Raw genomic sequence first — 25,922 nt, forward strand, 5'->3', positions numbered from 1 at the left:
GTCTCAGACAAACTTGAGAAGAACTTTCGATGATCCGGTCCCCCGGTCCGCGGCCACTGCAAAGGCCTCCGCAACGTCGCCGGCGTCGAAGGTGTGCGTCAGGAGCGGCTCCACGTCCAGCCCGTCCGACAGGCACTCCAGTGCGTCGTCCATCTCGTCCGCGAAGCGGAACGTGCCGCGGTAGTCAATCTCACGGAAGACGAGGGCGGCGAGCTCGGTAGTCACCGGCCCGGCGGGAAGATTGCCCACCTGGACCACGGTGCCACCGCGGCGCACCGCCGCGAGGACGCCGCCCAGGGCGCGGGCGGCCCCGGAGGCCTCGAAGGCGACATCCACCTCGGGAAGCTCTGCGCCCGAACCCACCAGCACGACGTCGTCGGCCCCCATGCGCTTGGCGATGGCGAGCGAAGTCTCGGAGAGATCGCTCGCGACGACGGTGGCCGCGCCGGCGCGCCGGGCAGCGGCCACCACCAGCGCGCCGATGGGCCCGGCGCCGTTGACCAGCACGTCCTTGCCGGCGAGGCTGCCCGCCCGGCCGACGGCGTGGATCGCCACCGCGAGGGGTTCGGCGACGGCGGCCTGGCGGGTGGTGACGCCGTCGGGCAGGCGGCGGAGCTGGCCCGCCGGGACGGCCTTGCGGGAGGCGAAGGCGCCGTCCGTGTGCGGGTGGTGCGCGGCGCTGCCGTAGTAGGTGACCTGGGGGCACAGATTGGTGCGCCCGGCCAGGCAGTCGGCGCATTCGCCGCAGTACACGGCCGGGTGGACGGTCACGGCGTCGCCAATTGCGAAGCCCTCCACGCCCTCGCCAAGCACGGAGATCCGGCCGGCCACCTCGTGGCCCAGGACCATGGGGTCGGCCAGGACGCTCAGCCCGGAGGCGCCGTGGCTGACATAGTGCAGGTCCGAGCCGCAGATTCCGCCGTATTCGACGTCCACGATCACCGAGCCGGCCGGGCAGGAGGGGTCCTGCCGGTCCTCGAGACGGAGGTCTCCGGCGGAATGGACAACTACGGCTTTCATACTGCGTCCTCCACGAGGGTCAGGTCGCGTCCCTTGGTTTCGGGGGCGAGGAAGGTGGCCACGAAGGCGATGGCGGAGTAGAGGACCATCATTGCCGCCACCGGCCACCAGGAGTTGGTGAACAGTGCCAGCAGGCCTGCGGCGATGATGGGGGCCAGGCCGCCGGAGAGCACGCCGCCGATTTCCTTGGCCAGGGCCAGTTGGGTGTAGCGGTTGCGGGAGCCGAAGAGCTCGTTGACGTAGGCCGACTGGACCGAGAACATGCCCAGCACGGAGACGGAGAGGCCGATGATCAGGGCCAGCGAGACCAGGAACGGGTCGCGGGACTGCATCATGAGCAGGGCCGGGACGGCGAAGAGCATCTGGAAGCCGGACAGGGCGCGGTACATGGTGCGGCGGCCGATCTTGTCGGAGAGCCAGCCGGCAAGCGGGACCGTGGCGAAGCCGATGAACGAGCCGATCAGCAGCGCGAACGTGCCCACGCTCTTGTTCATGCTCAGGCCGGTGACGATGTAGCCGATGAGGAAGGTCTGGATCATGGCCGAGTTGCCGGATTCGCCGATCCGCAGTGCCATCGCCAGGAAGAAGGCCTTGCCCTTGCGCTTGGTCTGGGCGGGCTGTGTTTTGGCGGGCTGTGTTTTGGCGGCCTGGGTTTTGGTGGACTGGGTTTTGGTGCTCAGTGCGGTGGACTGCCCGACGGCGGCGGTGGAGTTCGCGGCGGAGCCGGCGGCAGCTGCGGCGTCCTGCTCACGGGTGGCCTCGAAGACGGGGCTTTCCTTGAGATTGCGGCGCATCCACAGGGCGTACAGCGTGATGCCGATGCTGGCGATGAACGGCAGGCGCCAGCCCCAGCTCATGAGCGCTTCCTCGGGCAGGAGGGTCAACAGGACCCAGAGGCCGGAGGCCAGCAGCGTGCCTGAGTTGGTGCCGAGGCAGACGAAGGAGGCGATCAGGCCGCGCTTCCTGGGCGGGGCGTACTCGGCCAGCATGACCGAGGCGCCGGAGAGCTCTGCGCCGGCACCGAAGCCCTGTGCGAGGCGGAGGAGCACCAGGATGACCGGCGCGGCGAGGCCGATCTGGGCGTAGCCGGGCAGGAAGCCGATGAGCATGGTGGACACGCCCATCATCATGATGGTGGCGACCAGGACCTTCTTGCGGCCCACGCGGTCACCCATGCGGCCGAAGAACCAGGCACCCACGGGGCGGGCCAGGAAGCCGACGCCGTACGTGAGAAACGCAACCAGCAGGCCGACTACGGGGTCGAAGTTGGGGAAGAAGATCTTGGGGAAGATGATAGCGGCAGCCAGCGAATAGAGCTGGAAGTCCATGTATTCCATGGCCGTTCCGAGCCAGCCGGATACTGCTGTCCTGATTAGGTCTTTGGATGAGCGCTGGGTGGCGCCGATCTGGATTGTTGCCGTCATGAACCCCTCTGTTCTACGGGCCCGGGCAGCTGCACATCTTCAATGATGAGGCATGGCGGCCAGGCGTCTTCAGTGCCCCATCATGGGTACACGACTGCCATTCAAGCACTGCCATACCAGCGTGTCAAGATGTGATGCGGATCATTTCCCGGCGTGCGGGGTTGGGGCCGCCCGGCGCCGCCCGGCGCCTCCCCGGCGCCTCCCCGGCGGCGCCCGGGCCTGCTGCCCGGCTACTGTGGAAGCATGGCCGCCTCCGACAACACCCCCCGCGTCTCCGCCCGCATGATGGCGTACGGGCAGATCCGCGAGCGCATCATTTCCGGCCAGGACGCACCGGGCACGCTCCTCTCCGAAAACGAGCTCGCGCACCATCTGGGCACCAGCCGCCAGCCGATCCGCGAGGCACTGCTGCTCATCGCGCAGGAGGGGCTTGTGGAGATCCGGCCGCAGAGCGGCACCTACGTGACCTACTTGGACCCCGACATCGTGGCCCAGGCCCAGTTCATCCGCGAGGCCATCGAGGTGACATCCCTGGCCGAATGCGCCCGCAACATCACCCCGGACGCGGCAGCCGCGCTCCACGGGCTGCTGGACCGGCAGGACGCCTGCACCAGCCGCGAAGAGTTCTACCCGCTGGACGAGGAATTCCACCGCACCCTGCTGGCCATCGCCGGCCACGAAACCGCCTGGGCCACTGTCTCCAATGCCAAGGGACACCTGGACCGCGCCCGCTATCTGGGGCTCAGCGGCTATCGCGGCATCACGGAGTACGCCGCCGACCACCGCCGCGTCCTTGATGCCATCCTGGCCGGCGATCTCACGGCCGCGGAAGACTGCCTGCGCAGCCACCTGCGCTTCGTCCTGGACGATGTCATCGCCATGCGCGCATCGCGGCCGGAGCTGTTCTCCGCTCCTGCCGTGCCGGAACGCCGCACCGGCCGCCCGGCGCGGCTCTGAGGCACGGCCCCACTGAACAGCCAAACGCGGCTCCACACCCGCGCGGGAGTAGTGTTGTTCCATCATGACGAGCACGCTCCGCACCAGCACTTTGAAGACCTTGACAGTCCCCCTCGATGTTGACTCAGCTTCCGGGGGGCTGCCGTCGTTTCTGGTCCGGGACGACGTCCTGTGCTGGTCCCGCCGCGAGAACGGCTTGGTGGGCTTCGGCGAGCTGGCGCGCTTCACAGCCACCGGCCCGGACCGCTTCCTCGAAGCCGACATCTGGTGGCGCCACCTGATCCTCGAGGCAGAGATCAGCGATGCCCTGGAAATCCCCGGCACCGGCCCCGTGGCTTTCGGCTCCTTCGCCTTCTCCAAGACCTCCCCACACCTTTCCCGGCTGATCCTCCCCGAAATCGTGGTGGGCATCCGTGACGGCCGGGCCTGGCTCACCCAGTTGACGCTCGACGACGCCGAACTCACCGAGGCGGGCGCGCTCGCCGCCCTGCGGCGCTGGGTTCCCTCGGGAAACCCGGCCCCGGCGGAACTGGCCACCGATTCCCCGGCCACCGCGGACGCCGCCGTCGGACCGCAGGGGGGCACCGCCGTCGGGCACGCCCTTTCCGGGCGGCAGGCAACCCTGGCGAGCGGCTCACTGAGCGAGGCCGACTGGATGCAGGCCGTGGCGGACGGCGTCGCGGAAATCCGCACCGGAAAGCTTGAAAAGCTGGTGCTGGCGCGGGACATCCTGGCCACGCTCCCCGACGGCGTCCGGGCGTCCGGCGTGCTCCGCGAACTTGCCGCGCGCTACCGCGAATGCTGGACCTACGGCGTGGACGGCCTGGTGGGCGCGACGCCGGAAATGCTCATCCAGGTGGAAGGCCGCACGGCGCAGGCGCGCGTGCTGGCCGGGACGCTGGACCGGCGCGATGCCGAGGGCGTGGACGGCTCCCCCATGGCGTATGCCGAGCGGGTCTTGGCCGGCTCCGAGAAACAGCGGCACGAGCACGAGATCGCCATCCAGTCGCTGACCACACAGCTGGCGCCCTTCTCCGAGGCGATGAACGCGCACAGCGAACCTTTCATCCTGGAGCTCCCCAACGTGTGGCATCTGGCCTCGGACGTGAAGGCGGAGCTGGCGGACATCGAGGGCCACGTGCCCACCTGCCTGGCCCTAATCAATGCGCTCCATCCCACGGCAGCGGTGTGCGGCACGCCCACACTGGTGGCCGGGGCGCTGATCCGGCGCCTCGAACACATGGACCGCGGGCCGTACGCCGGACCCGTCGGCTGGCTGGACGGCGCGGGCAACGGCGAGTGGGGCATCGCCCTGCGCGGGGCCGTCATCGAGGACTCCCATACGGTCCGGCTGTATGCCGGATGCGGCGTGGTGGAGGGCTCGTTGCCGGAGGCGGAGCTCGCCGAGACCTGGGCGAAATTCCGCCCCATGCTCGAATCGCTGGGCATCCGCAGCTGATTCCGGGGCTCCAGACGGCGCGGGAACGGCGGGGCTTGATTTTTGGGTAATCTAGTTATCCAATAGTGAAGCTAAGTTTTCTGTGATGCACATCTCTTGTTCGGCGCTACACTAAAACCGATTTGGTTCCGCATCCCCTGCAACAAAAGGTAAAGATATGCAGATCTCCCGTTCGTTCCTTGGCAATCCCAAGGCCAAAGCAGCTGCCCTCCTCGCCGCAGGCGCCCTGGCTCTGACGGCCTGCGGCGGCAGCCCCACGCCGGCAGCCAGCCCGGGAGGTGTGTCGCTCATCAATGCGGGCAAGCTCACCGTCTGCTCCGACATCCCCTACGAGCCCTTCGAGTTCCAGAAGGACGGCAAGAATGTCGGCTTCGACATGGACATCGCCGCAGAGCTCGCCAAGGACTTCAAAGCCGAACTGAACGTGGTGGACAGCTCCTTCGAAGCCATCGAGACCGGCACCGCACTCACCCAGTGCGACGTCTCCATCTCCTCGATCTCCATCACTGACGTCCGCAAGAACGTCATGGATTTCTCCACCCCCTACATGGACGATGACCTGACCCTCGTGGCTACGTCCGCGTCCGGGATCACGAACATCGACAGCGCCAAGGGCAAGAAGGTCGGCGTCCAGCAGGCCACCACGGGCGCCCAGTACGCCAAGGACAAGGGCATTGACGCCCAGCAGTTCGAGGATTCCGGACTCCTGGTCCAGGCGCTCAAGGCCGGCACCATTGACGCCGCACTGGGCAACCAGTCCGTCCTGGCCTACGCCATCAAGGACGACGCCAAGATCAAGCGCGTTGAGAACTACGCCACGGGCGAGAAGCTGGGCATCTCCATCAAGAAGGGCAACACCGCCATGGCCGAGCAAGTCAACGCGACCCTGAAGCGCATCACGGATGACGGCAGCCTGAAGAAGTTCGAGACCACCTGGTTCGGCGAGGCCGCCAAGTAACCAGCGCCACGGCCTGAGACCAACACAGCGGAGGCCCCGTGAGGATCTGTAAAGCAGTCCGTACGGGGCCTCCACTGCGCAACATGAATGTGAGAACCGCATGGCAATGACTGCACGTCAACGAGCCAAAGTAAGTCTGTACGTCCAAGCCGGAATCTTCGTTGTGGCCGTGGCCGCGCTGATCCTCGCCGCGGATTGGAAGACCATCGGCAACAGCGTCTTCAACTTCGCCAAGATCGGGCCGATGTTCCCGGACATCTTCCTGGTAGGCCTCAAAAACACCCTGATCTACACGGCCCTCGGCTTCATCGTGGGCCTGTCCGGCGGCCTGCTGCTGGCCCTGATGAAGCTGTCCACGTTCCCGCTGTACCGCTGGATCGCCACGGGCTACATCGAGTTCTTCCGCGGCATCCCGGCACTGCTGGTGTTCATCGCCTTCGGCTACGGTGTTCCGTTGGCGTTCCAGGTGTCCTGGGACGTCACCATCGTGGTGATGGTGTCACTAGGCATGGTGGCCTCGGCCTACATCGCCGAGACGCTCCGCGCAGGCCTGCAGGCCGTCCCCAAGGGCCAGATGGAAGCTGCCCGGTCCCTGGGCATGCCGCAGTGGCGGGCCATGGTCACCATCGTCATCCCACAGGCATTCAAGATTGTGCTGCCGCCGCTGACCAACGAGGTCATCCTGCTGACCAAGGACTCCTCGCTCATCTACGTGCTGGGGCTCACCGCATCCCAATACGAACTCACCAAGTTTGGCCGCGACGGCATCTCCAGCCTCGGAGCCGGGCTGACCCCGCTCCTGGTGGCCGGCGCCTTCTACCTGATCATCACCATCCCGTTGAGCCTCTTGGCCCGGAAGTTCGAAAGCCGCACAGCGCGGACCAAGCGATAGGCAGGACAGTCATGAACGACGTCGAATCCAACCCCCGCGGCACTGTAAAAGCCGCCGGAGTCTCGCTGAAGGACCTCCGCAAGTCCTACGGCAGCAACGAAGTCCTCAAGGGCATCAGCCTTGACGTGGCACCCGGCGAGGTGGTTTGCCTCATCGGCCCTTCGGGCTCCGGCAAGTCGACCCTGCTGCGCTGCGTCAACCTCCTGGAGAAGCCCAACGAGGGCACCATCCACGTGGGCGGCTTCGAGGCCACCGACCTGGACGTGGACATCGACAAGATGCGCCGCAAGGTGGGCATGGTGTTCCAGCAGTTCAACCTGTTCCCGCACCTGGACGCGCTCAGGAACTGCACGGTGGCGCAGACCAAGGTGCTGCGCCGTTCGCAGGCCGAGGCCGACAAGGTGGCCCGGCACAACCTGGAGCGCGTGGGCCTGGGGCACCTGGCCGACCGCTTCCCCGACCAGCTCTCCGGCGGGCAGCAGCAGCGCGTGGCCATCGCCCGCGCCCTCAGCATGAACCCCGAGCTGATGCTCTTCGACGAGCCCACCTCCGCCCTGGACCCCGAGACCGTGGGCGATGTCCTGGCCGTCATGCGCAACCTCGCCAAGGAAGGCATGACCATGCTGGTGGTCACGCACGAGATGGGCTTCGCCCGCGAAGTGGCGGACCGGGTGGTCTTCATGGACGGCGGCGTGGTGGTGGAGGAAGGCGTGGCCGAACAGGTCATCAGCGCCCCCACCCAGCCGCGGACCAAGGAGTTCCTGCGCCGCGTCCTTGACCCGACCCACATCGAGGTCGTGGAGGACTAGCTTTTCGACGCGCACCTTGCCTGGCGACGCGCATATGCCCTGCCGCTACCGGAATACCGGTAGCGGCAGGGCATATGCGCATCATGGGGTCTTTCGCGCGTCGAATTCCGCGGATCGTGCACGACGGCGGGGCACGCCGGCCGCCGCCAGCATGCGTTCCAGCTTCCCGGGCTCCATGAGATCGGCCCAATCCCACCTCACCACGTTGAACCCAGTGGCCCGGATTCGGTTCTCGCGCTTCTTTTCCTCCACCACCGCCTGCGATGCCGTTCTGCCCTTGAGGAACTCCGGTTTGACGTACTTCTCCACGCCGTCAAATTCCCCAACCACTTTGGCCAGCTTCCAGTAGAAGTCGGCGTAGCCCACGAGCCCGTCCTTGTCGTGAATGGCTTGCTGCAGAACCGGAGTTTCGAAACCGGCGACCTGGATCAGCGAACGGCTGTAGGACTCCCCCGCCGAACCGGACAAAGGATCTGCAAATGCCAAGGCTGCCAATATCCGTCGCCCGGCGGCCGCCGAGTAGTTCGTGCCCATGCCCGCCAGCAACTCATCCTTGGTCAGGCCCCGTAACTGGAGCCTCCGGTCAGGTTTGAGCACGTGGTCCAGCGGCGCAGCCGCCTCGGTGAACGGAGTGAACGCGGCAAGATCAAGGACGGTGCGGATGCGGCCCGTGACCAGCAAGCCCTCACGCCGGACGACCGTCAGACCAGATGGATCAGCGAAGTGGCGGACGACTCCGGCACGTGACCGGCCGCCGTCGTTCTTCATCGTTAGGGCATGGACAGCATGGTTCAGGCCAACAGTAGGAATACTCCAAACAGATGCCGCCGAGTGTCGGGCGAATACCGTGGGGCTCTCGAAGGTTTCCGCCGCCGCGCTGATGCGGAGCCTGTACTGCTCCCAGGGCTTCAAGTCCTTCCAAGCGCGGCCGTCCGTGTAGACACCGTGCCGGATCCGGACAAGGGAACCGGCCTTGACGCGCTTGGCGAGTTCCTTGGCGGTCAGCCCATGCTGGATACGGTCGCGGGCCAGGAGGAGCGGGGGAAGGTCTGTCATGTACCGAAGGTGCCATTTGTATGCCCAGCGCGACAGATTCGGATGCCTCTATGTGGAGAACCATTTTTACAGTCGACGCGCATAGGATCTGGCGCGCCCGGAATATGGGCCGCGTCAGGGAATATCCGAGTCGCCAGCCGCTGAGCGCGTCAGCCCACGAGCACTCTGGCCACGGCCTCGGCCACGGCCTTCTTGATGCGCGCGTGCAGCGGGCGCAGGCCGGCCCGGTCCGTACGCACTTCAACAATGGTGCGCCCCTTCAGCGGGGTCTTGAGCGCGGTGGCGAGTTCCGCCGTCGTGCTTACCGCACAGTGCCCGACGCCGTAGGCCGCGGCGAGTGCCGCGATGTCCACCGAGTGCGGGGTGCCGAAGAGGCGTTCGACGGCGGTGCCGTAGCCGCCGCCGTCCTCGACCGCGCCGTGCTCAAGGAGTCCGAAGATGCCGCCGCCGGCGTCATTGAGCACCACGATCCGCAGGTCCGGCCCGGGTTCGCCGGTCCCCAGGAGCAGGCTGCCGGCGTCGTGCAGGAACGTGACGTCACCCAGGAAAAGGGTGGTTTCGCGGCCGCCGCCCAGCGCGATGCCCGTGGCGGTGGCGATGGTGCCGTCGATGCCGGCGAGGCCGCGGTTGGCGTACACGGTGGCCACGGGTTCCGGTGCGGGCTGGCCGGCGAGGTCCACGTCGCGGATGCCGTTGGAGGAGCCCAGGACCAGCTGCCCGCGGGCGTGCGCCCACACCGTGGCGCCGGCGGCCGGCCCGTTGGCGCTGGCCTCGGATGCGAGTACACCGTCAAGGGCGTGCTGGGCCGCAGCACCGGCCAGGAGCCAGGCGTCGAGCCATTCGGCCGGGCCACGCCCGGAAAACTCCGCCAGTTCGGGCAGGGATTTGATGGGGGTCTCGCGGCGACGGCCGGCCTCGTACCAGGCCACGGGGACCGGCTCGTAGATCGCCGTGGCCACGTCCTCACGGGCCAGAAGCGCCGCTACCGGCCGGGACAGCGTGGCCCGGCCGAACAGGACCACCCGCTCAATCGCCAGTGCGGAGTCCGGGCCGAAGTGCTCCAGCAGCAGCCGGTACGGGCCCACGGCGTTCGGCCCGAAACGGGCGTTCGAGGACGGCTCGGCCAGCAGCGGCAGGCTGTGGGCGCGGGCGAAAGCCTCGGCGACCGGACCGGCGTCGTGCCCGGCGAGGACCACGGTGCGCCGCTCGGGCAACTCCGCCGGGGCCGGCGGGAGGTCGAAGGCCAGGGGTCCGGCGTCGTAGTGGAACACGCCGTGGCCCGTCTGCGGCGGCAGCGCCTCGCCCACTTCCGGGACCAGCGGTTCGCGGAAGGCGAGGTTGAGCTGGACGGGACCCGGAGGCGTGTCTTCGAGGGCGCCGGTGGCGGCGTAGAGCGCCGTCCCCACGGCCCGCTGCGGATTGTCGCCCGCGGGGACCTCGACGGCGAAACGGACGTGCTCGCCGAACAGGTCCAGCTGGAGAGTGGTCTGGTTGGCGCCTGTTCCGAGGAGTTCCTCGGGGCGGTCGGCGGAGAGAACCACGAGCGGCACCGCGGCATGGTTGGCCTCCATCACGGCTGGGAGCAGGTTCCCGACGGCGGTCCCCGAGGTGGTCAGCACGGCCGCGGGTGCGCCGGTGGACAGTGCCAGGCCCAGGGCCGTGAACCCGGCGGAGCGTTCGTCGATCCGCACGTGGAGGCGGACGCGGCCGGCAGCCTCGGCCTCCGCAAGGGCGTACACGGCGGGCGCCGAGCGCGAGCCCGGCGCCACCACCACATGCCGCACGCCGCCGTCGAGCAAGGCCCCGACGGCGATCCTGGCGGTGGCGAGCGAGGTCAAGGAGTCCTGGGAAGTCACCGCTCCAGTCTATTTCCCGATCCATCCCCCAAACGCTCTCCCACCTTTGACCCCCAAACGCCAAACGCTCTCTCACTTTCCTGACGAAAGTGAGAGAGCGTCGGGGCGGGGAGATCAGTCCTGGCGGTACACCTGGATCACGGACGGACGGGGCGCGCGCGCCTGGCCGGGTGCCGGCGTCGTGCCTGCCGGAACATAGTCCGGGAAGTACGAGTTCGGGACGTCGAACGAGCCGTCCTCGCCCGGGTGCTGGACAGAGACGAACACGGTGCGCTCGTCGTCGTGGATGATCGGTCCGCAGGTTTCGCCGTCGCGCGGCACTGCCAGGAACTGCTCCACCTTGCCGCGCTCTGCGCCGTCCAGCGTGACCTTGAACAGGCCGTCGGCCTTGCCGATGCCGGAGGGGGCGCCGTCGGTGGAGATCCACAGGTTGCCCACGGAGTCGAACGCGAGGTTGTCCGGGCAGGAGATCGGCGAGACCTTGTCCACCGGGAAGCCGGAGAAGTAGGTGACGTCGCCGGTGGAGGGGTCTCCGCAGACCATCAGCAGGTTCCAGCTGAACTTGGTGGACGTCTGGTCGCCGGTTTCGGTGATTTCCACGATGTGGCCGTCACGGTTGGCGTTGCGCGGGTTGACCTCGGTGGCGCCTTCCTTGCCGGGTAGGCCACGGTCCGTGTTGTTGGTACAGGCGACGTAGACCTTGCCGGTGTGCAGGCTCGGCTGGACGTCTTCGCAGCGGTCCATCTTGGTGGGGCCCACCTTGTCCGCGGCGAGGCGGGTGTAGACGAGGACCTGTTCCACGGTCATGCCCGGTACTTCAGAGGCGCCGTCCACCACGAGCGGCAGCCATTCGCCGGTGCCGTCGAAACCGCCGTCAGCCGGAACCGTGCCCTTGCCGTCGATCTGGGTCGCCGAGTTGCCGGTGAACTTGGCCACGTACAGGTCGCCTTCCGAAAGCAGCGTCATGTTGTGCTTGCGGTCCCCTTCCTTGTACTTGCCCTTGGAGACGAACTTGTACAGGTAGTCGAAGCGCTCGTCGTCGCCGGAGTACGCCACCACGTGGCCGGAGTCGGCCACGATCACGTTGGCGCCCTCGTGCTTGAAGCGGCCCAGCGAGGAGTGCTTCTTGGGGGTGGACGTGGGGTCGAAGGGGTCCACCTCGACGATCCAGCCGAAGCGGTTGGCTTCGTTCTTGTAGTCGGGGTTGCGGGTGTCGAAGCGGGGGTCGTCGAGTTCCCACCGGCGTTTGGTGGGCTCTTTGGTGATGCCGTAGCGCTTGTCCGATGCCGAGGTCACGGGGTCGCCGATGAAGTAGCCGTTGAAGTTTTCCTCGCCGGAGAGGATGGTGCCCCACGGGGTGGTGCCGCCGGCGCAGTTGCCCAGGGTGCCCTTGATGAAGCGGCCAGCCTTGTCGTCCTTGGTCTTGACCAGCGCTGAGCCCGCAGCCGGGCCGGTCAGTTCGTAGACAGTGTTGTTCAGGAAGCGGCGGTTCAGCGGAGCGCCCTTGACGTAGCTCCACGGCTTGGTGGTGTTCTTGCGCTCGAGCTCGACGACGGTCAGGCCGTGCGCGGCAGCCCCCACAGCGCGCACCTCGGCTGCCGGCATGCTGGCCGGGAACATGATGTTCTCGTTGGTGTATTCGTGGTTGGCGAACAGCACGGCGCGGCGGCCCTTGGTCCCGGGGATTTCCAGGATGTCCGTGTAGTCGTTGTTGTAGCCGAACTGCTGCGCCTGCGCGGCCGCCGTCTGGTTGTTCAGATCGAAGTCCGGCGTGCCGTTGAAGATCGGGTCACCCCAGCGGATCACGGGCTGCCAGGTGAAGCCTTCCGGGACCGTCACCGCGTCGACGGCGGCATCCACGGGAGCGATCGGCGTGAACTTCAGCTTGGACTGGGCGAAACCCTCCCTGGCGGCGGGTGCCAGGCCGGGGCCGCCGGCAACTGCCGGTTCGGCGGACGTAAAGGCAGAACCGAGTGCGACGGCGAGCGCACCGGCGGCGCCGAGCCCCAGGGCGGCGCGGCGGGACATCGTGGCGGAGGCGATGTCGCGGAAGTAGCTGTTGGAGCTCGTGTTGCAGACATCGCCCGCGCAGGCGTTGTCGCACTTCAAGGCGCAGGTGACGGCGCTGCGCTTGCCCTTGGTGTGGCCAAGCATGGGCAGCAGGGTGAACTTACGGGCTGTCGTTTCAGACAAGGGGTGCCTCCAGAATGACGATCGGGTCCCGGCCACCATTCCAGCGCAAAACGAATCCGAGAGGGCACTCTGGTTAAGTTCGGGTGAACGTGCCGGCGCGAGCGGTCAGCCGGCGGCGGAGGCCAGCACCGCGTGCACCCGGCGCAGCCGTTCCAGCCACCAGTCGCGGCGTTCCGCGGGGGCCGCATACCGCTCCATCAGCCCCTCGTCGGCGACGGCGTCGCGCAGGCGGATGGCGCCGTCGTCGGCCACCAGTGGATCCCGGGTGACATCGGCTGTAAACAGGGACACCGTCCCCAGCCCGCACGCATACGGCAGGTCCGGCAGGGCGGCGGCGAGCGCGAGCCCCGCGCGGATGCCCACCGAGGTGTCCAGTGCGGAGCTGACGACGGCGGGGAGGCCCGCCTGCGCCACGATGTCCAGCGCGCGCCGCACTCCCCCAAGTGGCGCCACTTTGACCACAATCAGGTCCGCCGCACCGGCCCGGGCCACGTTGAGGGGGTCGTCTTCCTTGCGGACGCTTTCATCGGCCGCGATGAGGACCGGAGTTCCTTGCTGGGCGAGCCGCAGGCGGACTTCGGCGAGGCCGTCGATGGTGGGCACCGGCTGCTCGGCGTATTCGAGCCCGACGCCGGAGAGCCGGGTCAGTGCCTCGACAGCCGTCGCGACGTCCCAGCCGCCGTTTGCGTCCACCCGGATGGCCGCGTCCGGAAGGGCTTCACGGACAGCGGCAACCCTGGCGGCGTCGTCGTCGAGCGTCTGCCCGCGCTCGGCAACCTTGACCTTGACGGCGTCCACGCGGCCGAAACGGGCCAGGACGTCTGGCACACGGTCCACCGGAACCGCGGGAACGGTGGCATTGACCGGGATGCTGTCCCGCAGCGGCGTGGGGAAACCGAGCCAGCCGGCCTCGATGGTGGCGGCGAGCCAGCGGGAGGCTTCGGCGTCGTCGTATTCCGGGAACGGGCAGAACTCGCCCCAGCCGGCGGGCCCACGCAGCAGCAGGGTTTCGCGTTCCATGATGCCGCGGAATCTCACGCGCATCGGAAGCGCGACTACATGGGCGGAAGCGAGCAGTTCGTCAAGGGGCGGAAGCATCTCAGGCACACGGACACTGTACGCCGGGCGCCTCTCCGCGAGGTCAGCACGGCTGGGCCTGCAGGTCCATTCGGCCCTGTCGACCGTGAAGCCCCGGCGGCTCAGGGGGTGGGCACGGCAGCATTGACGAAGGTGGCGGTGACGGTTGTGCCGGAGCCCGGAGCAGACTGTATCTCCAGTGATCCCCCTGCCTGGTCGATGGTGTCGCGGAGGATCCGCAGGCCCAGGTGGCCCTCCAGAGGAGGCCTGCTTGGGTCAAATCCGAGTCCGTCGTCAGAGATTCTGATCTCCGTGCGATGTCCGTTTTGCCGGATCCGAAGCTCGGCAAGCTGCGCGGAGGAATGCTTGGCAACATTGGCCAGGGCCTCCCTGGCGACACGATAGACCATCACGGCCCGCTCCCTGTCGAGGACGAACTTGTCGGGAACGTCAACTGTCAGCGAAATGCCGCGCTCCAGCAGCGGAGTCCCCAACCGCAGGAGCGAGGCCTCCAGTCCCACTTCCTGCAGGTCCGGCGGATACAGCTCGCTGGTCATGGCCCGCAGGGTGCGAACGTTTTCCTGAAGTATCGTCCTGGCATTCGCAAACAAGGGCCGCTGCATCTCAGGTCCTTGGCGCTCCTCCGACTCCAAGGCGTATGCCAGCCCGGACAAATCCTGGATCACGTCATCGTGCAGCTCCCTGGCAATGCGCCGGCGTTCCAGGTCAGATGCCTCGACGGCATGCCGGAGCAAGCTGTGGCGCGTCGCTTGGAACGCTTGAATCCGGTGTGCCAACCGTGCGGCGGGAATCAGCTGCGCCAATTGCAGGACTGCCAGTGCCAGCAGCAGGGGCGGGATCATTCCATACAGGACGGCCTCCTGCTCCTGACGCACGCCCGTCCCGTCATAGTAGGCTTCGAAAATCAGCGGGGTGCCGCTCTGGGCAGTCGAGCGGACGTAGACCTCCAGCAGCTCGCCGGAGGTTTCCTCGAAGGCATTTTCGAGTTCGTTCTGGGATTCCAGGGTGGCCGTTGCCGGTCCTCCCGCGAGGAGTTCCCTTGCCGATTCCGGCTGATCGAACGTCTGGCCGATCAGCGAGTCGACGTCCGAGTAGACCACGCGACCCTGTGCGTCCCACACCTTGATGCGCGTCACCACGCCGCCGTCAAACCACGGCTGCAGGAGACGGTCCAGTTGAGTCAGGGCAGCTGGATCCCGGGCAAGAAGCTGCTCCGTCATCAACGGAGAGATGGCATAGTCAGCTAAACCCTGGGTGATGATCTTGGCATTGTCCAGGGCATGACGCTCTGCCTCGGCGCGGATCCAGAACGCAACGGGGATTGCCACCAGCACCAGCGCAACGAAGCCGGCAAGAAGAAATCTTGCGATGGCCGATTGAAGTTCGCGACGCTCAGCCGCTTCTGCTCGACCGGCCCGGGGATGTTTAGGCTCGGGTGCCGGATGCCTGGACATAGTCTGCCTGCAGCGTCATTCACTGGGCAATCTGACAGCCGGGGTTCCCCTTCCGAGCTGCACCACCAGGGACGGGTGCACGATGATGGTCCCGGTCCTTGCATGCCTCAGCGTGTCCAGCATGGTGCCGAGGGCGCCGTCCTTCGGAAGGAACGCGCAGACGCCTATGGTTGCCGCCTCCCGCAGTGCCTCCGCTGACGGATTTCCCGTCAGTATGACAATCCGGGCTTCCGGCGCCTCTGACAGAATGAGCTCGGCTGCCTTGAGCCCGGAGCCGTCGGGCAGGTGGAGATCCATGATCACCAGGTCGGGTCGCAGTTCCCGGAACATCTCCACAGCGGATTCCACCGACTTTGCAGCTCCCACACTCATCAGATCCGGCTCACGGTCCAAGGCCCCCGTGAGAAGTTCGGTGAAGGTGGTGTGATCGTCAACCGTAAGTATCCGCAGGCGGTCTGCCTCCACTTGCGAGGCGTGCCCGGGGACAATCGTATGATCTGCCAAGGTCACAGCAGCCGTGACGCCGGCAGTGGATGGCTCCGGATGGGCTGCAGTACGCTCCAGAAGTCTGGCCTGGGCTGCCTTCAGCAATGGGCCGGGTGCGCACCCCATCTCTTGGTCCATGACGCGGCGGCAGCGCTCAAATGCCCTCAACGCCTCAGTACTCTCGCCATGCTCTTCCAACCCCAGGATGAGCGCAGTCCAGGCCCGCTCGTTCAAGGGGTCCTCGTTCACCGCTGCGCCACCCCAGGCAATTGCTTTCTCGACTTCCCCAAGGGACAGTGCTGTCTCGGCAGCGAGGACCCTGGTCTGGGACACGCGTGTTGCGTGCAGGGCCCGTTCCTCGTCGGCCCAAGCGGGAAGCAGCTCGTCACCCAGCAGCGGGGCAACGGACAAGTCAAGTGCTTGGGTAAGCAACGCGAGCGCCTGCCGGGCTTCCGCGTGGGCGGCCCTGTTCGTCAGTGCTTCGAATCTGTCCAGGTCCAGATCCACCATCGACCGGTCCATCACGTAGCCACCAGTGACTGTCCGCAAGGGACCTGACCGTCCACTGCCGGGCTGCAGGTGTCGCCGGAGGACGCTCACATAGCTTTCAAGGGTTGGGAGAGCGACGGCCGGATGCTTTCCACCCCAAAGCAGGTCCATGATCCGGTTTTTCGACACGGCGGAGCCAAGGCTCAAAAGGAGTATTTCAAGAACCTGCCGCGGCTTCGGCCCACCCAGATCGTTGGCACTGAGCGCAGTGCTTCCGCGGCGGATCGTCAAGGGCCCGATGATGTCGATCCGAAGCCTCTGCTGCTCCGTCCAGTCGTCATCAAGAACGGATTCATTTGCGTTCAGGGCCGTTTCCAGAGTGATCATTTGCAGTAAACCCCCAGATAGTCGGACAACACCTAGTTGTCATTCAAGCCCCGGGGAATTACGTGGGCAAGAGTAGTGAGTACCCGCTTTTCGCCGCGGATTTCCCTTCCCACTACTTGTTTTTCGACTGGACTACTTGGTTTTCCACTTCGACTACTCATCAGGCTGCGGAAGGTCGTAAGATTCGCCTCCGACGTGCGCATTGGACGGCGACCGTACGTATCGGCGCCCTGCACTCTGCCGTTAGCCTCCTCGGTGATGACCCGGGCCGAGGGAAAGCCCTGCACCATCAGGGCCCTGCAGGGTGAGGGCAATCGCCTTGTCCGGAAGCTCGAACACCAGTGTCACGTCAATGGTCTGGCCCTGCTTCACCGTTGCGCTCACGGGTGAGGACCAAACCGGCTTCGGCTTCCCGGCGCCGATGCCGAGAATCGAATAGTCGGCCGCATGAATGGTGATGCCGGCCGGCTCCAGGGCCGTCAGCTCGAGGAGGATACGCACCCGGTGCATCCCGTCAGCCGGGCTCCCCGCCAAGGGTGCACCGTCGTTGGGCACCCAGCCGTCCACCTCCAACGGTATGACGCCATTGATTCGCGCCAGCCCTCCGCCAATCGACGCGGATGCCCCGAGCGGGATTGCCGGCTCCCTGGTGCCACTGGCAAGGACGCCCACAAGCAAGCCGCCCAGTACCGTCAGGAGAATAAAAGGCACAAGCAGCCTGCGTCGGAGGGTTCGCGCTTGCAGTGCCATGGCACAATAGTCGGACCCCGACATTGGGAAAACCATGTGAGAGCCCGCTCCGCGCCGCGCCGCATGGTTTCCCAGCGTCCGCACCACTCCGAGGTTCTTACAGGGCTGGCCAGCCACACTGATTACGTCCTGATCTGGAAGTTGCACGGTCCCTGGAGACGGATCATGACCGCCGGGTCCGGCTCCGGATCCCAGCCATGCCGGACCCGGCGGTCACCACCTCACACGCGTTAGGTAGAATGCAGTAACCGTACCTACATGCCAGAGGATCCGCCCATGCATCGCAAGGCCACAGCACTCGACGTTGCCAAGCGTGCCGGCGTCTCCCGGAGCGCCGTGTCGCTGGTGCTCAACGGCCGCGGCGACGGCAATGTGGCCAAGGAGAGCCAGGACCGCATCCGGCAGGCCGCCGCCGAGCTGAACTATTCCCCCAACGCCATCGCCCTTAGCCTGCGGAACCAGCGCTCCCGGGTGATCGGCATCGTCTCGGACGAGGTGGTGACCAGCCCGTTTGACGGCAACATCATCGGCGGGGCCGACGACGTCGCCCGCAGCCGCGGCTTCGTGACCGTGGTGATGGACACCGAGCTCGATGCGTCCCGCCACGAAGGCGCCGTGGAAACCCTGCTGGACCGGCAGGTGGACGGGCTCATGTACGTCACCGTCGGCCTGAAGCCGCTCGATGTGCCGCCCGGGATGCTGCGCGTCCCCTCGGTCCTGGCCAACTGCTACGAGAACATCCCCGAGCCGCGGCTGCACCACGTCATCCCCGACGAAGTCTCCGGCGGCCGCGAGGCCACCGAGCACCTCCTGCAGCTGGGCCACCGGGACATCGCCCTGCTGGCCGGACTGGAAATCTCGCCGGCCGCGCCGTTGCGCGTGCGCGGCTACCGTGATGCCTTCGCGGCCGCGGGGTTGCCCGTGCGGGAGGACCTCGTCAGCTGGGCCGGCTGGGACATCGACGCCGGCTTCCACGGTGCCATGAAACTGCTCGACGGCGTGTCCCCTGGCGGGCGCCCCACAGCGATCATGTGCGCGAACGACCGACTCGCCGTCGGCGTGGTGCTGGCGGCCGCCCGCCTGGGGCTCAGCATCCCCCGCGACATTTCGGTCATGGGCTACGACAACGAATTCCGCATCGCCAACACCATGGTTCCCGCCCTCACCAGCATGGCCCTGCCTTTGCGGGAAATGGGCGCTGCAGCGATGACGATGCTGCTGCAGCAGATTGAGGACCCGGCGGCCAACCGGGCGCCGGCCGGCGGCGCAGGCGGCGCGGGCTTGGAAACCGCGGCCCTCGAAACCATGGTTCCCTGCCGCCTGATGGTCCGGGAGTCGACCGGTCCGGTGCCCGCAGGCCGCTAGTTCCGACCACTTGGCCGGCACCGGTGCCCGGAATCCGCTGAAACACGGGGATCCCGGACGCCGGTCTGGGCCAATTGTGGTCAGAAGTGGTGGGCGCTTGTACTGAGGGCCATGGCTCAGCCGGCCGGCTGTTCGAGCTGCCAGACGTCGGCCGAGGCGCCCGCGGGGAGCTCCAGCCGCCATTCCTCACCGGCGGCCGGGTAGGCGCGCAGGGTGGTGGCCACGGAACCGTTGCGGTACACCTCCACGAGGGAAGCGTCCACGAAGATCCGCAGTCCTGCCCCCAGCTCGCCGCGGAACACCACCTGGCGTTCGGCACCGGGCGCATCGGAACCGGCCTCCTCGGAACCGGATGAGAGCACCAGCGAGACCTCGCCCTGGCCGCCGGACACCCCCTGCCCACCGGACACCACTGCCTCGGCAAAAGCAGGCAGGGAGACGGTCCTGGAGGCGCCCGTGGCCAGGGCAGCACCCCGGTACGCATCGATCTCCGGCGCAGGAGCCACGGCCACGGCATCGTCAACAACGGAGAGCACACGTGGGAACGTCAGCACGCCGGACCAGCCGGCGGCGTCGATCTCCTCCTGGCTGCGGCCGCGGCGGCCGTCACGGCCGGGACCTTCATTGGCCCAGCCCCACAGCAGGGAGCTGGGTTCAGCACCGGACGAGGACTCAAGCTGGACGATCTGCGGGGCGTAGAAGTCGCGGCCAAGATCGGACTTCCCGCCGGAACGAGGTTCGAACACCGGCAGGCCCGTGGCCGGGTCCTCACACAGGGAGCCGATGAGGTGGCCCACTCCGTTGGCGTGCTCGTGGGCATCACCGGAGAGCCACAGGGAAAACATCATGAGCCAGGAGTCTCCGCCGGCAGAGTCCGGCACCTGGACCAGCTGCGGGCATTCCCAGATCTCGGCCGGGGTGTGGGCAGCAGCAACCGGGTTATCGGAGCTCAGCCAGATCCCCTGGTACTTCCAGTCGGACATGTCCTCCACGGTGTACAGGAGCAGCGCGGCCTGGCCGGTGGCGAGGCCGGCGCCCTGCATGGCGTAGCGCTTGCCGTTGAAACGGAACAGGAAGGGGTCGCGCACCGCGGTGACCAGCGGGTCAGTCGGCATCGACGCCGCAACGTGTCCATCCTGCTCCCAGGAAACCAGGTCCGCGGAGCCGCGGGCCAGCACCACCTGGGAGTGTCCGCCGTCGCCCTTTACCCCGGAGTATGCGGCGGTGGGGACGCCGCCGTCGTCGGTCACCACACCGGTCCAGCAGCCGAACTCGTCCGGCCCGCCGTCCTGCGGCTTCAGGGCCACCGGGTGCTCTTCCCAGCGGAGCAGGTCCGCCGAGCTGACGTGGCCCCACTGGATCCGGTGGTGCCGGGCGGATTCCGGGTTGTACTGGAAGAACACGTGGTACCGGCCGTTGATGTGGCTGATCCCGTTGGGATCGTTGATCCAGCCCCGGGCCGGGCGCGGGTGGAAGCGCGGGAACGCCGGATCCGGGTGGACTGCGGCCAGGCGGGCGAAGTCGGAGGCTGCAAGGTCCGTCATGAGGGTCCTTTCGAGGAAGTAGGGGTTATTTGCCGGTGCCGGCGGTGAGGCCCGCCTGCAGGGCGCGCTGGCCGAAGATGAAGACCACCAGGGCCGGGATCATGGACAGGACCACGCCCGCCAGGACCACCGAGATGCTGCCGGTGCCCATGTTGCCCTGCAGGGACACCAGGCCCAGCGGCAGGGTGAAGTTCTTCTCCGAGATGGTCATGATCAGCGGACGGAAGAACTCATTCCAGTGGAAGTTGAAGGCCAGGATGCCCACGATCGCCATGCCGGGCACGGCCAGCGGCGCGTAGACCGAGCGGAAGGTCCGCCACGGCGAGGCGCCGTCGATCGCGGCCGCCTCCGCCAGGTCGGCGGGCAGCCCCAGGAAGTACTGGCGCATCAGGAAGGTGCCGAACGCCGTCGGGATGGCCGGCAGGATCAGCGCCAGCAGGGTGTCGGAGAGTCCCATGCCGCGGATCAGCATGAACACGGGCACGATCGTCACCTGCACGGGCACCATCATGGTGGCCAGCACGATCGAGAACAGCGCGCCGCGGCCGCGGAACTTCAGGTTCGCGAACGCGTAGCCAGCCATGGCGGCCGAGACCATCTGCCCGACGGCGATCAGCCCGGTCACCAGGGCACTGTTCAGTACCAGGATGACCATGTCCAGTTGCTGGAAGACCTGGGCATAGGAGGTGAAATCGGGGTTCCAAGGGAAGAACGACGGCGGAAGTTTGAAGGATTCCGACGGCGACCGCAGCGAGGTGGACAGGGTCCACAGCACGGGCCCCAGGGTCAGGGCGGCGGCGATGAGCAGCAGGACGACGCGCAGGACGGTGTTCCAGCTCGTCTTCCGGCGGGCCACGGCGTGTGCCGGGGCCTGGGTGCGCTCGGAGGTGGTGGTCATGGCGGGCCTCACTGGTAGAAGACGAATCGTTTGCTGAGCCGGAACTGCGCGGCGGTGATGGCCATGATGATCAGCGTGAGGATCACACCGATCGCCGAGGCCTGGCCGAACTCAAGGCGCTGGAAGGCGGACTCGAAGATCACCATCACCGCGGTGCGGGTGGAGTCCCCGGGGCCGCCGCGGGTCAGCACGTACGGCTGGTCGAAGACCTGCAGCGCGCTGATGATGGCCATGACCGAGGCCAGCAGCGTGGTGGGGCTCAGCAGCGGCAGGGTGACATGGAGGTGCTTGCGCCAGCCGGTGGCACCGTCCAGCGACGCGGCCTCGTACGTTTCCACAGGGATGGACGCCAGCCCGCCGACAAACAGCAGGAAGGAGAACCCGAAGTTCTGCCACACATAGACCAGGATCACGACGGCGGCCGAGCCGCCGGACGTCGTCAGCCAGGGCACCGCGGGGATGCCCACCAGGGACAGGAGCCAGTTGACCACGCCGAACTGCTCGTTGAAGAGGTAGCGCATGAAGATGGACACCGAGGCCGCCGAGAGGATCAGCGGGAAGAAGAACGCGGAGCGGAAGAAGGTCCGCAGCCAGGCCGGCAGCTTCTCCTGCACCATGATGGCCAAGCCCAGCGCCAGGCCCATTTGGAGGGCCACGGCCACCACCACGAACACGAGGGTGTTCACGAAGGACACCCGGACGGTGGGGTCCTGGACCACTTCGGCGAAGTTGTCGAAACCCACGAACGTGGGCGCCGAGATGATGTCCCAGCGGAAGAAGGCCAGGACCACGGAGGCGACGATCGGCAGCAGGGTAAACATCCCCATGCCCAAGATGGTGGGGGCCAGGAAGAGCCAGGCGAGCCAGGGCTGGCTGTGCCTTCCGGCCTTGGCGTGCGCCGCCGGCGGCGCAACCTTGCCTGCCGGTTCGGCCCGGTGACGGGTGGTGGTGCTCATGACTGCCTCCTCAGGGCAAGTTCAAGATCGCGCTGCATGGAGCCCAGGGCCTCTTTCAGCTGGCGCTCATCGCCGCTGACGGCCAGCGAGACGTTTTTCATGAGGGCCGTTTCGACGGCGGCCTGCTGGGGCGGCGCCGGAATGGGGCCCGTGGTGGGGTACTTGTCCAGAGTGTCGTAGAAGACCTTCCAGTGCGCCGGGCCCTTGCCCGTGTACAGCTGCTCGTTGACCATGGACCGCCGGGCCGGGGTGGTGACGGGGTTGGGGAAGATCAGCTCCATGGCCTCGCGGCTGGCGCTGAACTTGATCCATTCCCAGGCGGCGTCCTTGTCCTTGGCCGTCTTCATGATGGCGTAGCCCGCGGTGCCGAACTGGTGCCGCTGGCTCTTCCACTTCGGGAAGAACTGGACATCGAAGTCGTTCTCCTTCATGCCGGCCTCGTGCAGGCCCTGCACCCAGTAGCCGCCGGCGGGGGTGGTGCCGATCCGGTTGGACGCGAACAGGCCCACCAGGGAGTTGCCGCCGCCTTCCTCGGGCCGGACGCCCAGGCCGTCCTTGACCAGCCCGCGCAGGTAGTCGAAGGATTCGAAGACGCGGGGATCGTCCGCGTTGGGTTCCAGCCACTGGTAGCCGCCCGAGCGCAGGCTGCGGGAGGGGTCCTTGGCATAGAAGCCGTCCCAGAGCCAGTCGCCGCCGGTGGACCGGGTTTCCTTCAGGAAGCTGGTCTCGTTGGCGTAGAGCCAGGGCACCACGCCGCCGAAGAGGCGGTTGGTCCAGTAGTACGGGGTGAAGTCGGCCGGGCGGGCCTTGCGCATGGCCACCAGGCTGTTGCGGAAGTCCAGGTGCGTCCAGTCGTCCGCCGGCCGGTCCAGGCCCGCCTGCCGGAAGGCGGTGGTGTTGTAGTACATGTTGGCCGCGTTCCAGTCCATGGGGAGCTGGTACAGGCTGCCTTTGTACATGAAGGCTTCCACCAGGCTGGGGTGGACGTCGTCAAAGTACTCGGCCATGTCCGCGGCATCGCGGCGCAGGTACTCATCCAGGGGGTGGGCCAGCTTGTCCGCGAACAGCTGGGCACCTTCCGTGGCCACGTAGACCACGTCCGGCGGCGTTCCGGCCGCCACCATGGTGAGGATCTTGGTGAAGAAGTCTTTCCAGTCCACGGCTTGGATGGCCTGGACCTTGATCCGGATCTCGGGGTGAAGCCGGGTGAATGCATCGATGGCCCGCTGGCGGGCTGCGGCGTCTGCGGCCGTGCCCATGATGGCAATGCTGAGGCTGTTGTCTCCCCGCCCGGGAATGTCGGTTCCGGAGAGCCGCGGCCACGACGCCACGGTTGCCCCCACAATTCCCACGCCAAGGGCACCCAGGGCGGTCCTGCGCGAGATCTCGCGCAGGCGGCCGTTTGTGGCACCAGTCATGTCTATTTCCTTCCTAACACGTGTTAGGAACAATAAATCACAGACCTAACACGTGTCAAGCATCACAATCCTTGGACCGCCTACTCCACCAGCCTGCGCTTGCCAGGCGGGAATGTGGGAGGCTGAAGACAATGAGTTTCCACGAGGGCGGCCCCCGGGCGGCACAGCAAAAAGACACACGGAGCCCGGGCACCGGGGCGGGAACGGTTGCCCTCTTCACCCTGGCCACCATCATGTGCCTGCTCGCGCTGGCGGCCACGTACTACTTCTTCGTGCGCACCACCACGGGCCAGTTCATCGACGAGTCCGCCCTGGTGCGGGCGGATACCATCCGCGGCCGGGCAGGCAGGGCAAGCACGGAGTTCCTCGACTGGCTTCCCGTGACCTCGCTGGTGATCGCCGCCGTCGTGGTTCTGTTCGTAACGATCGTCCGGCGCCGCTGGACCGCGGCGGGGATCGCCGTCGCCGCCTGCATGCTCGCGAACCTGGCCACACAGCTACTCAAGGACTGGTTACCTGTTAGGCCGTACCGCGGGGTGCAGACGCTGGAGCTGAATTCCCTGCCCTCGGGCCACACCACGCTCGCGGCCTCCGCTGCCGCGGCGGTGTTCCTCATGGTGTCCCCGCGGTGGCGTCCGTTGGCAGGCTTCCTGGGCGGCACGTTCGCGGTCGCCTCAGGCGTGTCCACCCTCATCAACCAGTGGCACCGCCCGGCCGATGTCATTGCAGCCTTCCTGGTGGTCGCCGCCGTCATGCTCCCGGCCGGCTGGCTGGTCCTGCGCACGGGCAAGGACTGGAATGCCTGGGACGGCGACGGCGGCCACTGGGCGTCGTCGCGGTTCTGGGTGCTGCTGCCCGGCATCGCGGTGGTGGTCTCCGCCGCTGTGGCCGCCTATGCGCTGCGGGAGCTGATCCTGGGCATGGAAGTTACCGACAGCACCAGCAGCTACTTCTGGGCCGGGGCAGCCATGATTGTGGGCACTGGCCACTTCGCCATGGTGGCCGCCGTCTGGTTGTTCTCCTGGGCTGCCCGGCGCCGGGGCCCGGCGCGGCGCTGACCCGGGCGACGCGCACAGCACTCCGCAGGGGTGGTGGAGGAGCCTGCGGGCTCAGCGGAAGGAGGGCATGCCTGCATCAAATGTTGCGGTCACGGAGGTTCCGGCGCCAGGAGCAGACCGGATGGCGAGGACGCCGCCGGCCTGATGGATCGTGTCGCGGAGGATCTTCAGGCCGAAGTGGCCCTCCGGAGGAGCCGTGTTCGGGCTGAATCCGAGCCCGTCGTCTTCAACCGTGATCTGCGTGCGCTGGCTGAGTTGCTGGATTCGGATTCCGACCGACTGCGCTGAAGAGTGCTTGGACGCATTGAGCAAGGCCTCGCGTGCCACCCGGTAGACAAGTGCCGCCCGATCCCTGTCCAGCACGAGCTTGTCCGGGATGTCCACCGTCAAGGCGATTCCGCGCTCCAGCAGGGGCGTCTCCAACCGCAGCAGGGAAGCTTTCATCCCGAGTTCTTCGAGGTCCGCAGGATAGAGCTCACTTGTCATGGCCCGGAGCGCACGGACATTGTCCTGAAGCAGCATTCTGGCATTCGCAAAAACGGCCCGCTGCGCAGGTGGCCCCCGTCTCTCCTCCGATTCCAGGGAGTAGGCCAACCCGGACAAGACCTGGATCACTTCATCATGAAGTTCCGTGGCGATCCGCCGCCTCTCCAGGTCCGAGGCCTCGATCACGCAGCGCAGCAAATCGTTGCGGGCCGCCTGGTGGACCTGGATTCGGCGTGCCAAGCGGACTGCGGGAATCAATTGCGCCAGCTGCAGGACGGACAGGGACAGCAGCATGGGTGGGATCATCCCCATCAGGACGGCTTCCTGCTCGCGGCGCACTTGCTGTCCGTCAAAGTATGCTTCGAAGATCATCGGCGCGCCGCTCTGGGCAACCGAGCGGGCGTAGACCTCCACGAGCTCGCCGGAATGCGCCTCAAACTCGTTCTCTGCTTCGTCCTGGGTGGCGAGGCTGACAGTCGCCGGCCCGCCTTCAAGGAGCAGCCGCGCCCATTCCTCGTGCTCGAAAAGCTGCCCGATGAGGGACTCGGCGTCCGAGTAGACCACGCGTCCCTGGGCGTCCCACACCTTGATCCGTGCCACTCCGCCTCCGGCCAGCCACGGCTCGAGCCGCTTGTCCAGAAGTTCCAGTGCCGCCGGTTCGCGGGCAAGGAGCTGGTCTGTGATCAAGGGAGCGATGACGTGATCGGCCAAACCCTGGGTCTGGTCCCTGGCATTGTTCAGGGCGTGCTGTTCCGCGGCAGCCCGGATCCAGAAGGCAACAGGGATGGCAACCAGGACAAAGGCCAAAACACCGGCGAGGAGAAACTTGGCAACCGCTGAACTGATTTCGCGATGCTCGGCGGCATCACGGGAAGCATTGCCGGCGGGGGCGGCACTTCCCAAGCGGAG

At 66.9% G+C, this 25,922-nt stretch carries 21 protein-coding genes and 1 pseudogene; 7 read left to right on the forward strand and 15 right to left on the reverse strand.

The window, feature by feature from the left end; all coding sequences use genetic code 11:
* Nucleotides 1-3: 3 nt before the first annotated feature.
* A complete protein-coding gene (locus tag J1902_RS14400; RefSeq protein WP_207617004.1) occupies nt 4-1,020 on the reverse strand; it encodes an L-idonate 5-dehydrogenase in 1,017 nt (338 codons plus the stop codon).
* Complete coding sequence (locus J1902_RS14405) at nt 1,017-2,444, reverse strand: MFS transporter (RefSeq protein ID WP_207617005.1); 1,428 nt, start codon at nt 2,442-2,444, stop codon at nt 1,017-1,019. Before J1902_RS14405 ends, J1902_RS14400 begins: the two co-directional genes overlap by 4 nt.
* A 243-nt stretch (nt 2,445-2,687) precedes the next feature.
* Between J1902_RS14405 and J1902_RS14410 the strand changes: the two genes are divergently transcribed.
* From J1902_RS14410 to J1902_RS14430, 5 genes are all read left to right on the forward strand, one after another.
* A complete protein-coding gene (locus J1902_RS14410) occupies nt 2,688-3,401 on the forward strand; it encodes a GntR family transcriptional regulator (protein ID WP_242702033.1) in 714 nt (237 codons plus the stop codon).
* Between the two features lie 64 nt (nt 3,402-3,465).
* The gene (locus tag J1902_RS14415; protein ID WP_207617006.1) at nt 3,466-4,860 is read left to right on the forward strand and encodes an isochorismate synthase; all 1,395 of its coding nucleotides are present in this window, start codon (nt 3,466-3,468) and stop codon (nt 4,858-4,860) included.
* A 157-nt stretch (nt 4,861-5,017) separates the two neighbouring features.
* Nucleotides 5,018-5,818: an ABC transporter substrate-binding protein gene (locus tag J1902_RS14420; protein WP_207617007.1), complete on the forward strand. Its 801-nt coding sequence runs from the start codon at nt 5,018-5,020 to the stop codon at nt 5,816-5,818.
* Nucleotides 5,819-5,918: 100 nt separating this feature from the next.
* Nucleotides 5,919-6,710, forward strand: a complete 792-nt coding sequence (locus tag J1902_RS14425) for an amino acid ABC transporter permease (protein WP_207617008.1) — start codon at nt 5,919-5,921, stop codon at nt 6,708-6,710.
* An 11-nt stretch (nt 6,711-6,721) separates the two neighbouring features.
* Nucleotides 6,722-7,519 (forward strand): amino acid ABC transporter ATP-binding protein, encoded by a 798-nt coding sequence (locus J1902_RS14430; protein ID WP_207617009.1) that lies wholly within the window; start codon nt 6,722-6,724, stop codon nt 7,517-7,519.
* Between the two features lie 81 nt (nt 7,520-7,600).
* Here J1902_RS14430 and J1902_RS14435 read toward each other — a convergent pair whose 3' ends face one another.
* From J1902_RS14435 to J1902_RS14465, 8 genes and pseudogenes are all read right to left on the reverse strand, one after another.
* The gene (locus tag J1902_RS14435) at nt 7,601-8,575 is read right to left on the reverse strand and encodes a type IV toxin-antitoxin system AbiEi family antitoxin domain-containing protein (RefSeq protein WP_207617010.1); all 975 of its coding nucleotides are present in this window, start codon (nt 8,573-8,575) and stop codon (nt 7,601-7,603) included.
* A gap of 149 nt (nt 8,576-8,724) precedes the next feature.
* Entirely contained in the window at nt 8,725-10,431 is a 1,707-nt protein-coding gene (menD, locus tag J1902_RS14440; protein WP_207617011.1) for a 2-succinyl-5-enolpyruvyl-6-hydroxy-3-cyclohexene-1-carboxylic-acid synthase, read from the reverse strand.
* Between the two features lie 114 nt (nt 10,432-10,545).
* A complete protein-coding gene (locus J1902_RS14445) occupies nt 10,546-12,624 on the reverse strand; it encodes a PhoX family protein (RefSeq protein WP_207617012.1) in 2,079 nt (692 codons plus the stop codon).
* Between the two features lie 105 nt (nt 12,625-12,729).
* Nucleotides 12,730-13,722, reverse strand: coding sequence for an o-succinylbenzoate synthase (locus J1902_RS14450; RefSeq protein ID WP_207617035.1), 993 nt, complete (start codon nt 13,720-13,722; stop codon nt 12,730-12,732).
* A 101-nt stretch (nt 13,723-13,823) separates the two neighbouring features.
* Nucleotides 13,824-15,050, reverse strand: coding sequence for a sensor histidine kinase (locus tag J1902_RS14455; RefSeq protein WP_307794459.1), 1,227 nt, complete (start codon nt 15,048-15,050; stop codon nt 13,824-13,826).
* A gap of 141 nt (nt 15,051-15,191) precedes the next feature.
* Nucleotides 15,192-16,172, reverse strand: coding sequence for a BTAD domain-containing putative transcriptional regulator (locus J1902_RS14460; protein ID WP_242702044.1), 981 nt, complete (start codon nt 16,170-16,172; stop codon nt 15,192-15,194).
* Between the two features lie 78 nt (nt 16,173-16,250).
* Nucleotides 16,251-16,538: pseudogene (locus J1902_RS19395) on the reverse strand (AfsR/SARP family transcriptional regulator); the annotation flags it as partial.
* Between the two features lie 243 nt (nt 16,539-16,781).
* On the reverse strand, nt 16,782-17,288 hold the full coding sequence (locus J1902_RS14465) for a hypothetical protein (protein WP_207617015.1): 507 nt from the start codon (nt 17,286-17,288) through the stop codon (nt 16,782-16,784).
* 276 nt (nt 17,289-17,564) lie between these two features.
* Between J1902_RS14465 and J1902_RS14470 the strand changes: the two genes are divergently transcribed.
* A complete protein-coding gene (locus J1902_RS14470) occupies nt 17,565-18,653 on the forward strand; it encodes a LacI family DNA-binding transcriptional regulator (protein ID WP_207617016.1) in 1,089 nt (362 codons plus the stop codon).
* A 116-nt stretch (nt 18,654-18,769) separates the two neighbouring features.
* Here J1902_RS14470 and J1902_RS14475 read toward each other — a convergent pair whose 3' ends face one another.
* From J1902_RS14475 to J1902_RS14490, 4 genes are read right to left on the reverse strand one after another with little or no spacing between them, the layout of a single operon-like run.
* The gene (locus J1902_RS14475) at nt 18,770-20,197 is read right to left on the reverse strand and encodes a glycoside hydrolase family 32 protein (RefSeq protein ID WP_207617017.1); all 1,428 of its coding nucleotides are present in this window, start codon (nt 20,195-20,197) and stop codon (nt 18,770-18,772) included.
* A 25-nt stretch (nt 20,198-20,222) separates the two neighbouring features.
* Entirely contained in the window at nt 20,223-21,095 is an 873-nt protein-coding gene (locus tag J1902_RS14480; protein ID WP_207617018.1) for a carbohydrate ABC transporter permease, read from the reverse strand.
* An 8-nt stretch (nt 21,096-21,103) separates the two neighbouring features.
* Nucleotides 21,104-22,051: a carbohydrate ABC transporter permease gene (locus J1902_RS14485; RefSeq protein ID WP_207617019.1), complete on the reverse strand. Its 948-nt coding sequence runs from the start codon at nt 22,049-22,051 to the stop codon at nt 21,104-21,106.
* Nucleotides 22,048-23,469, reverse strand: coding sequence for an extracellular solute-binding protein (locus tag J1902_RS14490; RefSeq protein WP_207617020.1), 1,422 nt, complete (start codon nt 23,467-23,469; stop codon nt 22,048-22,050). The genes J1902_RS14485 and J1902_RS14490 overlap by 4 nt, the downstream gene beginning before the upstream one ends.
* A gap of 131 nt (nt 23,470-23,600) precedes the next feature.
* On the opposite strand from J1902_RS14490, the gene J1902_RS14495 reads away from it, so the two are divergent.
* On the forward strand, nt 23,601-24,527 hold the full coding sequence (locus J1902_RS14495) for a phosphatase PAP2 family protein (protein ID WP_207617021.1): 927 nt from the start codon (nt 23,601-23,603) through the stop codon (nt 24,525-24,527).
* 51 nt (nt 24,528-24,578) lie between these two features.
* On the opposite strand, the gene J1902_RS14500 is transcribed toward J1902_RS14495, so the two are convergent.
* Nucleotides 24,579-25,916 carry a sensor histidine kinase gene (locus J1902_RS14500; RefSeq protein ID WP_242702034.1) on the reverse strand — a complete coding sequence of 446 codons (1,338 nt, stop codon included), beginning with the start codon at nt 25,914-25,916 and terminating at the stop codon, nt 24,579-24,581.
* Nucleotides 25,917-25,922 lie beyond the last annotated feature (6 nt).

Source organism: Arthrobacter cavernae (genome assembly GCF_017368795.1).
Taxonomy (GTDB): domain Bacteria; phylum Actinomycetota; class Actinomycetes; order Actinomycetales; family Micrococcaceae; genus Arthrobacter; species Arthrobacter cavernae.

What these genes read in the sequence shown, in the direction of transcription:
- J1902_RS14400 (WP_207617004.1), bottom strand. Translation starts at nt 1,020, where the DNA reads ATGAAAGCCGTAGTTGTCCATTCCGCCGGAGACCTCCGTCTCGAGGAC.
- J1902_RS14405 (WP_207617005.1), bottom strand. Translation starts at nt 2,444, where the DNA reads ATGACGGCAACAATCCAGATCGGCGCCACCCAGCGCTCATCCAAAGAC.
- J1902_RS14410 (WP_242702033.1), top strand. Translation starts at nt 2,688, where the DNA reads ATGGCCGCCTCCGACAACACCCCCCGCGTCTCCGCCCGCATGATGGCG.
- J1902_RS14415 (WP_207617006.1), top strand. Translation starts at nt 3,466, where the DNA reads ATGACGAGCACGCTCCGCACCAGCACTTTGAAGACCTTGACAGTCCCC.
- J1902_RS14420 (WP_207617007.1), top strand. Translation starts at nt 5,018, where the DNA reads ATGCAGATCTCCCGTTCGTTCCTTGGCAATCCCAAGGCCAAAGCAGCT.
- J1902_RS14425 (WP_207617008.1), top strand. Translation starts at nt 5,919, where the DNA reads ATGGCAATGACTGCACGTCAACGAGCCAAAGTAAGTCTGTACGTCCAA.
- J1902_RS14430 (WP_207617009.1), top strand. Translation starts at nt 6,722, where the DNA reads ATGAACGACGTCGAATCCAACCCCCGCGGCACTGTAAAAGCCGCCGGA.
- J1902_RS14435 (WP_207617010.1), bottom strand. Translation starts at nt 8,575, where the DNA reads ATGACAGACCTTCCCCCGCTCCTCCTGGCCCGCGACCGTATCCAGCAT.
- J1902_RS14450 (WP_207617035.1), bottom strand. Translation starts at nt 13,722, where the DNA reads ATGCTTCCGCCCCTTGACGAACTGCTCGCTTCCGCCCATGTAGTCGCG.
- J1902_RS14460 (WP_242702044.1), bottom strand. Translation starts at nt 16,172, where the DNA reads ATGGTGGATCTGGACCTGGACAGATTCGAAGCACTGACGAACAGGGCC.
- J1902_RS14465 (WP_207617015.1), bottom strand. Translation starts at nt 17,288, where the DNA reads ATGGCACTGCAAGCGCGAACCCTCCGACGCAGGCTGCTTGTGCCTTTT.
- J1902_RS14470 (WP_207617016.1), top strand. Translation starts at nt 17,565, where the DNA reads ATGCATCGCAAGGCCACAGCACTCGACGTTGCCAAGCGTGCCGGCGTC.
- J1902_RS14475 (WP_207617017.1), bottom strand. Translation starts at nt 20,197, where the DNA reads ATGACGGACCTTGCAGCCTCCGACTTCGCCCGCCTGGCCGCAGTCCAC.
- J1902_RS14480 (WP_207617018.1), bottom strand. Translation starts at nt 21,095, where the DNA reads ATGACCACCACCTCCGAGCGCACCCAGGCCCCGGCACACGCCGTGGCC.
- J1902_RS14485 (WP_207617019.1), bottom strand. Translation starts at nt 22,051, where the DNA reads ATGAGCACCACCACCCGTCACCGGGCCGAACCGGCAGGCAAGGTTGCG.
- J1902_RS14490 (WP_207617020.1), bottom strand. Translation starts at nt 23,469, where the DNA reads ATGACTGGTGCCACAAACGGCCGCCTGCGCGAGATCTCGCGCAGGACC.
- J1902_RS14495 (WP_207617021.1), top strand. Translation starts at nt 23,601, where the DNA reads ATGAGTTTCCACGAGGGCGGCCCCCGGGCGGCACAGCAAAAAGACACA.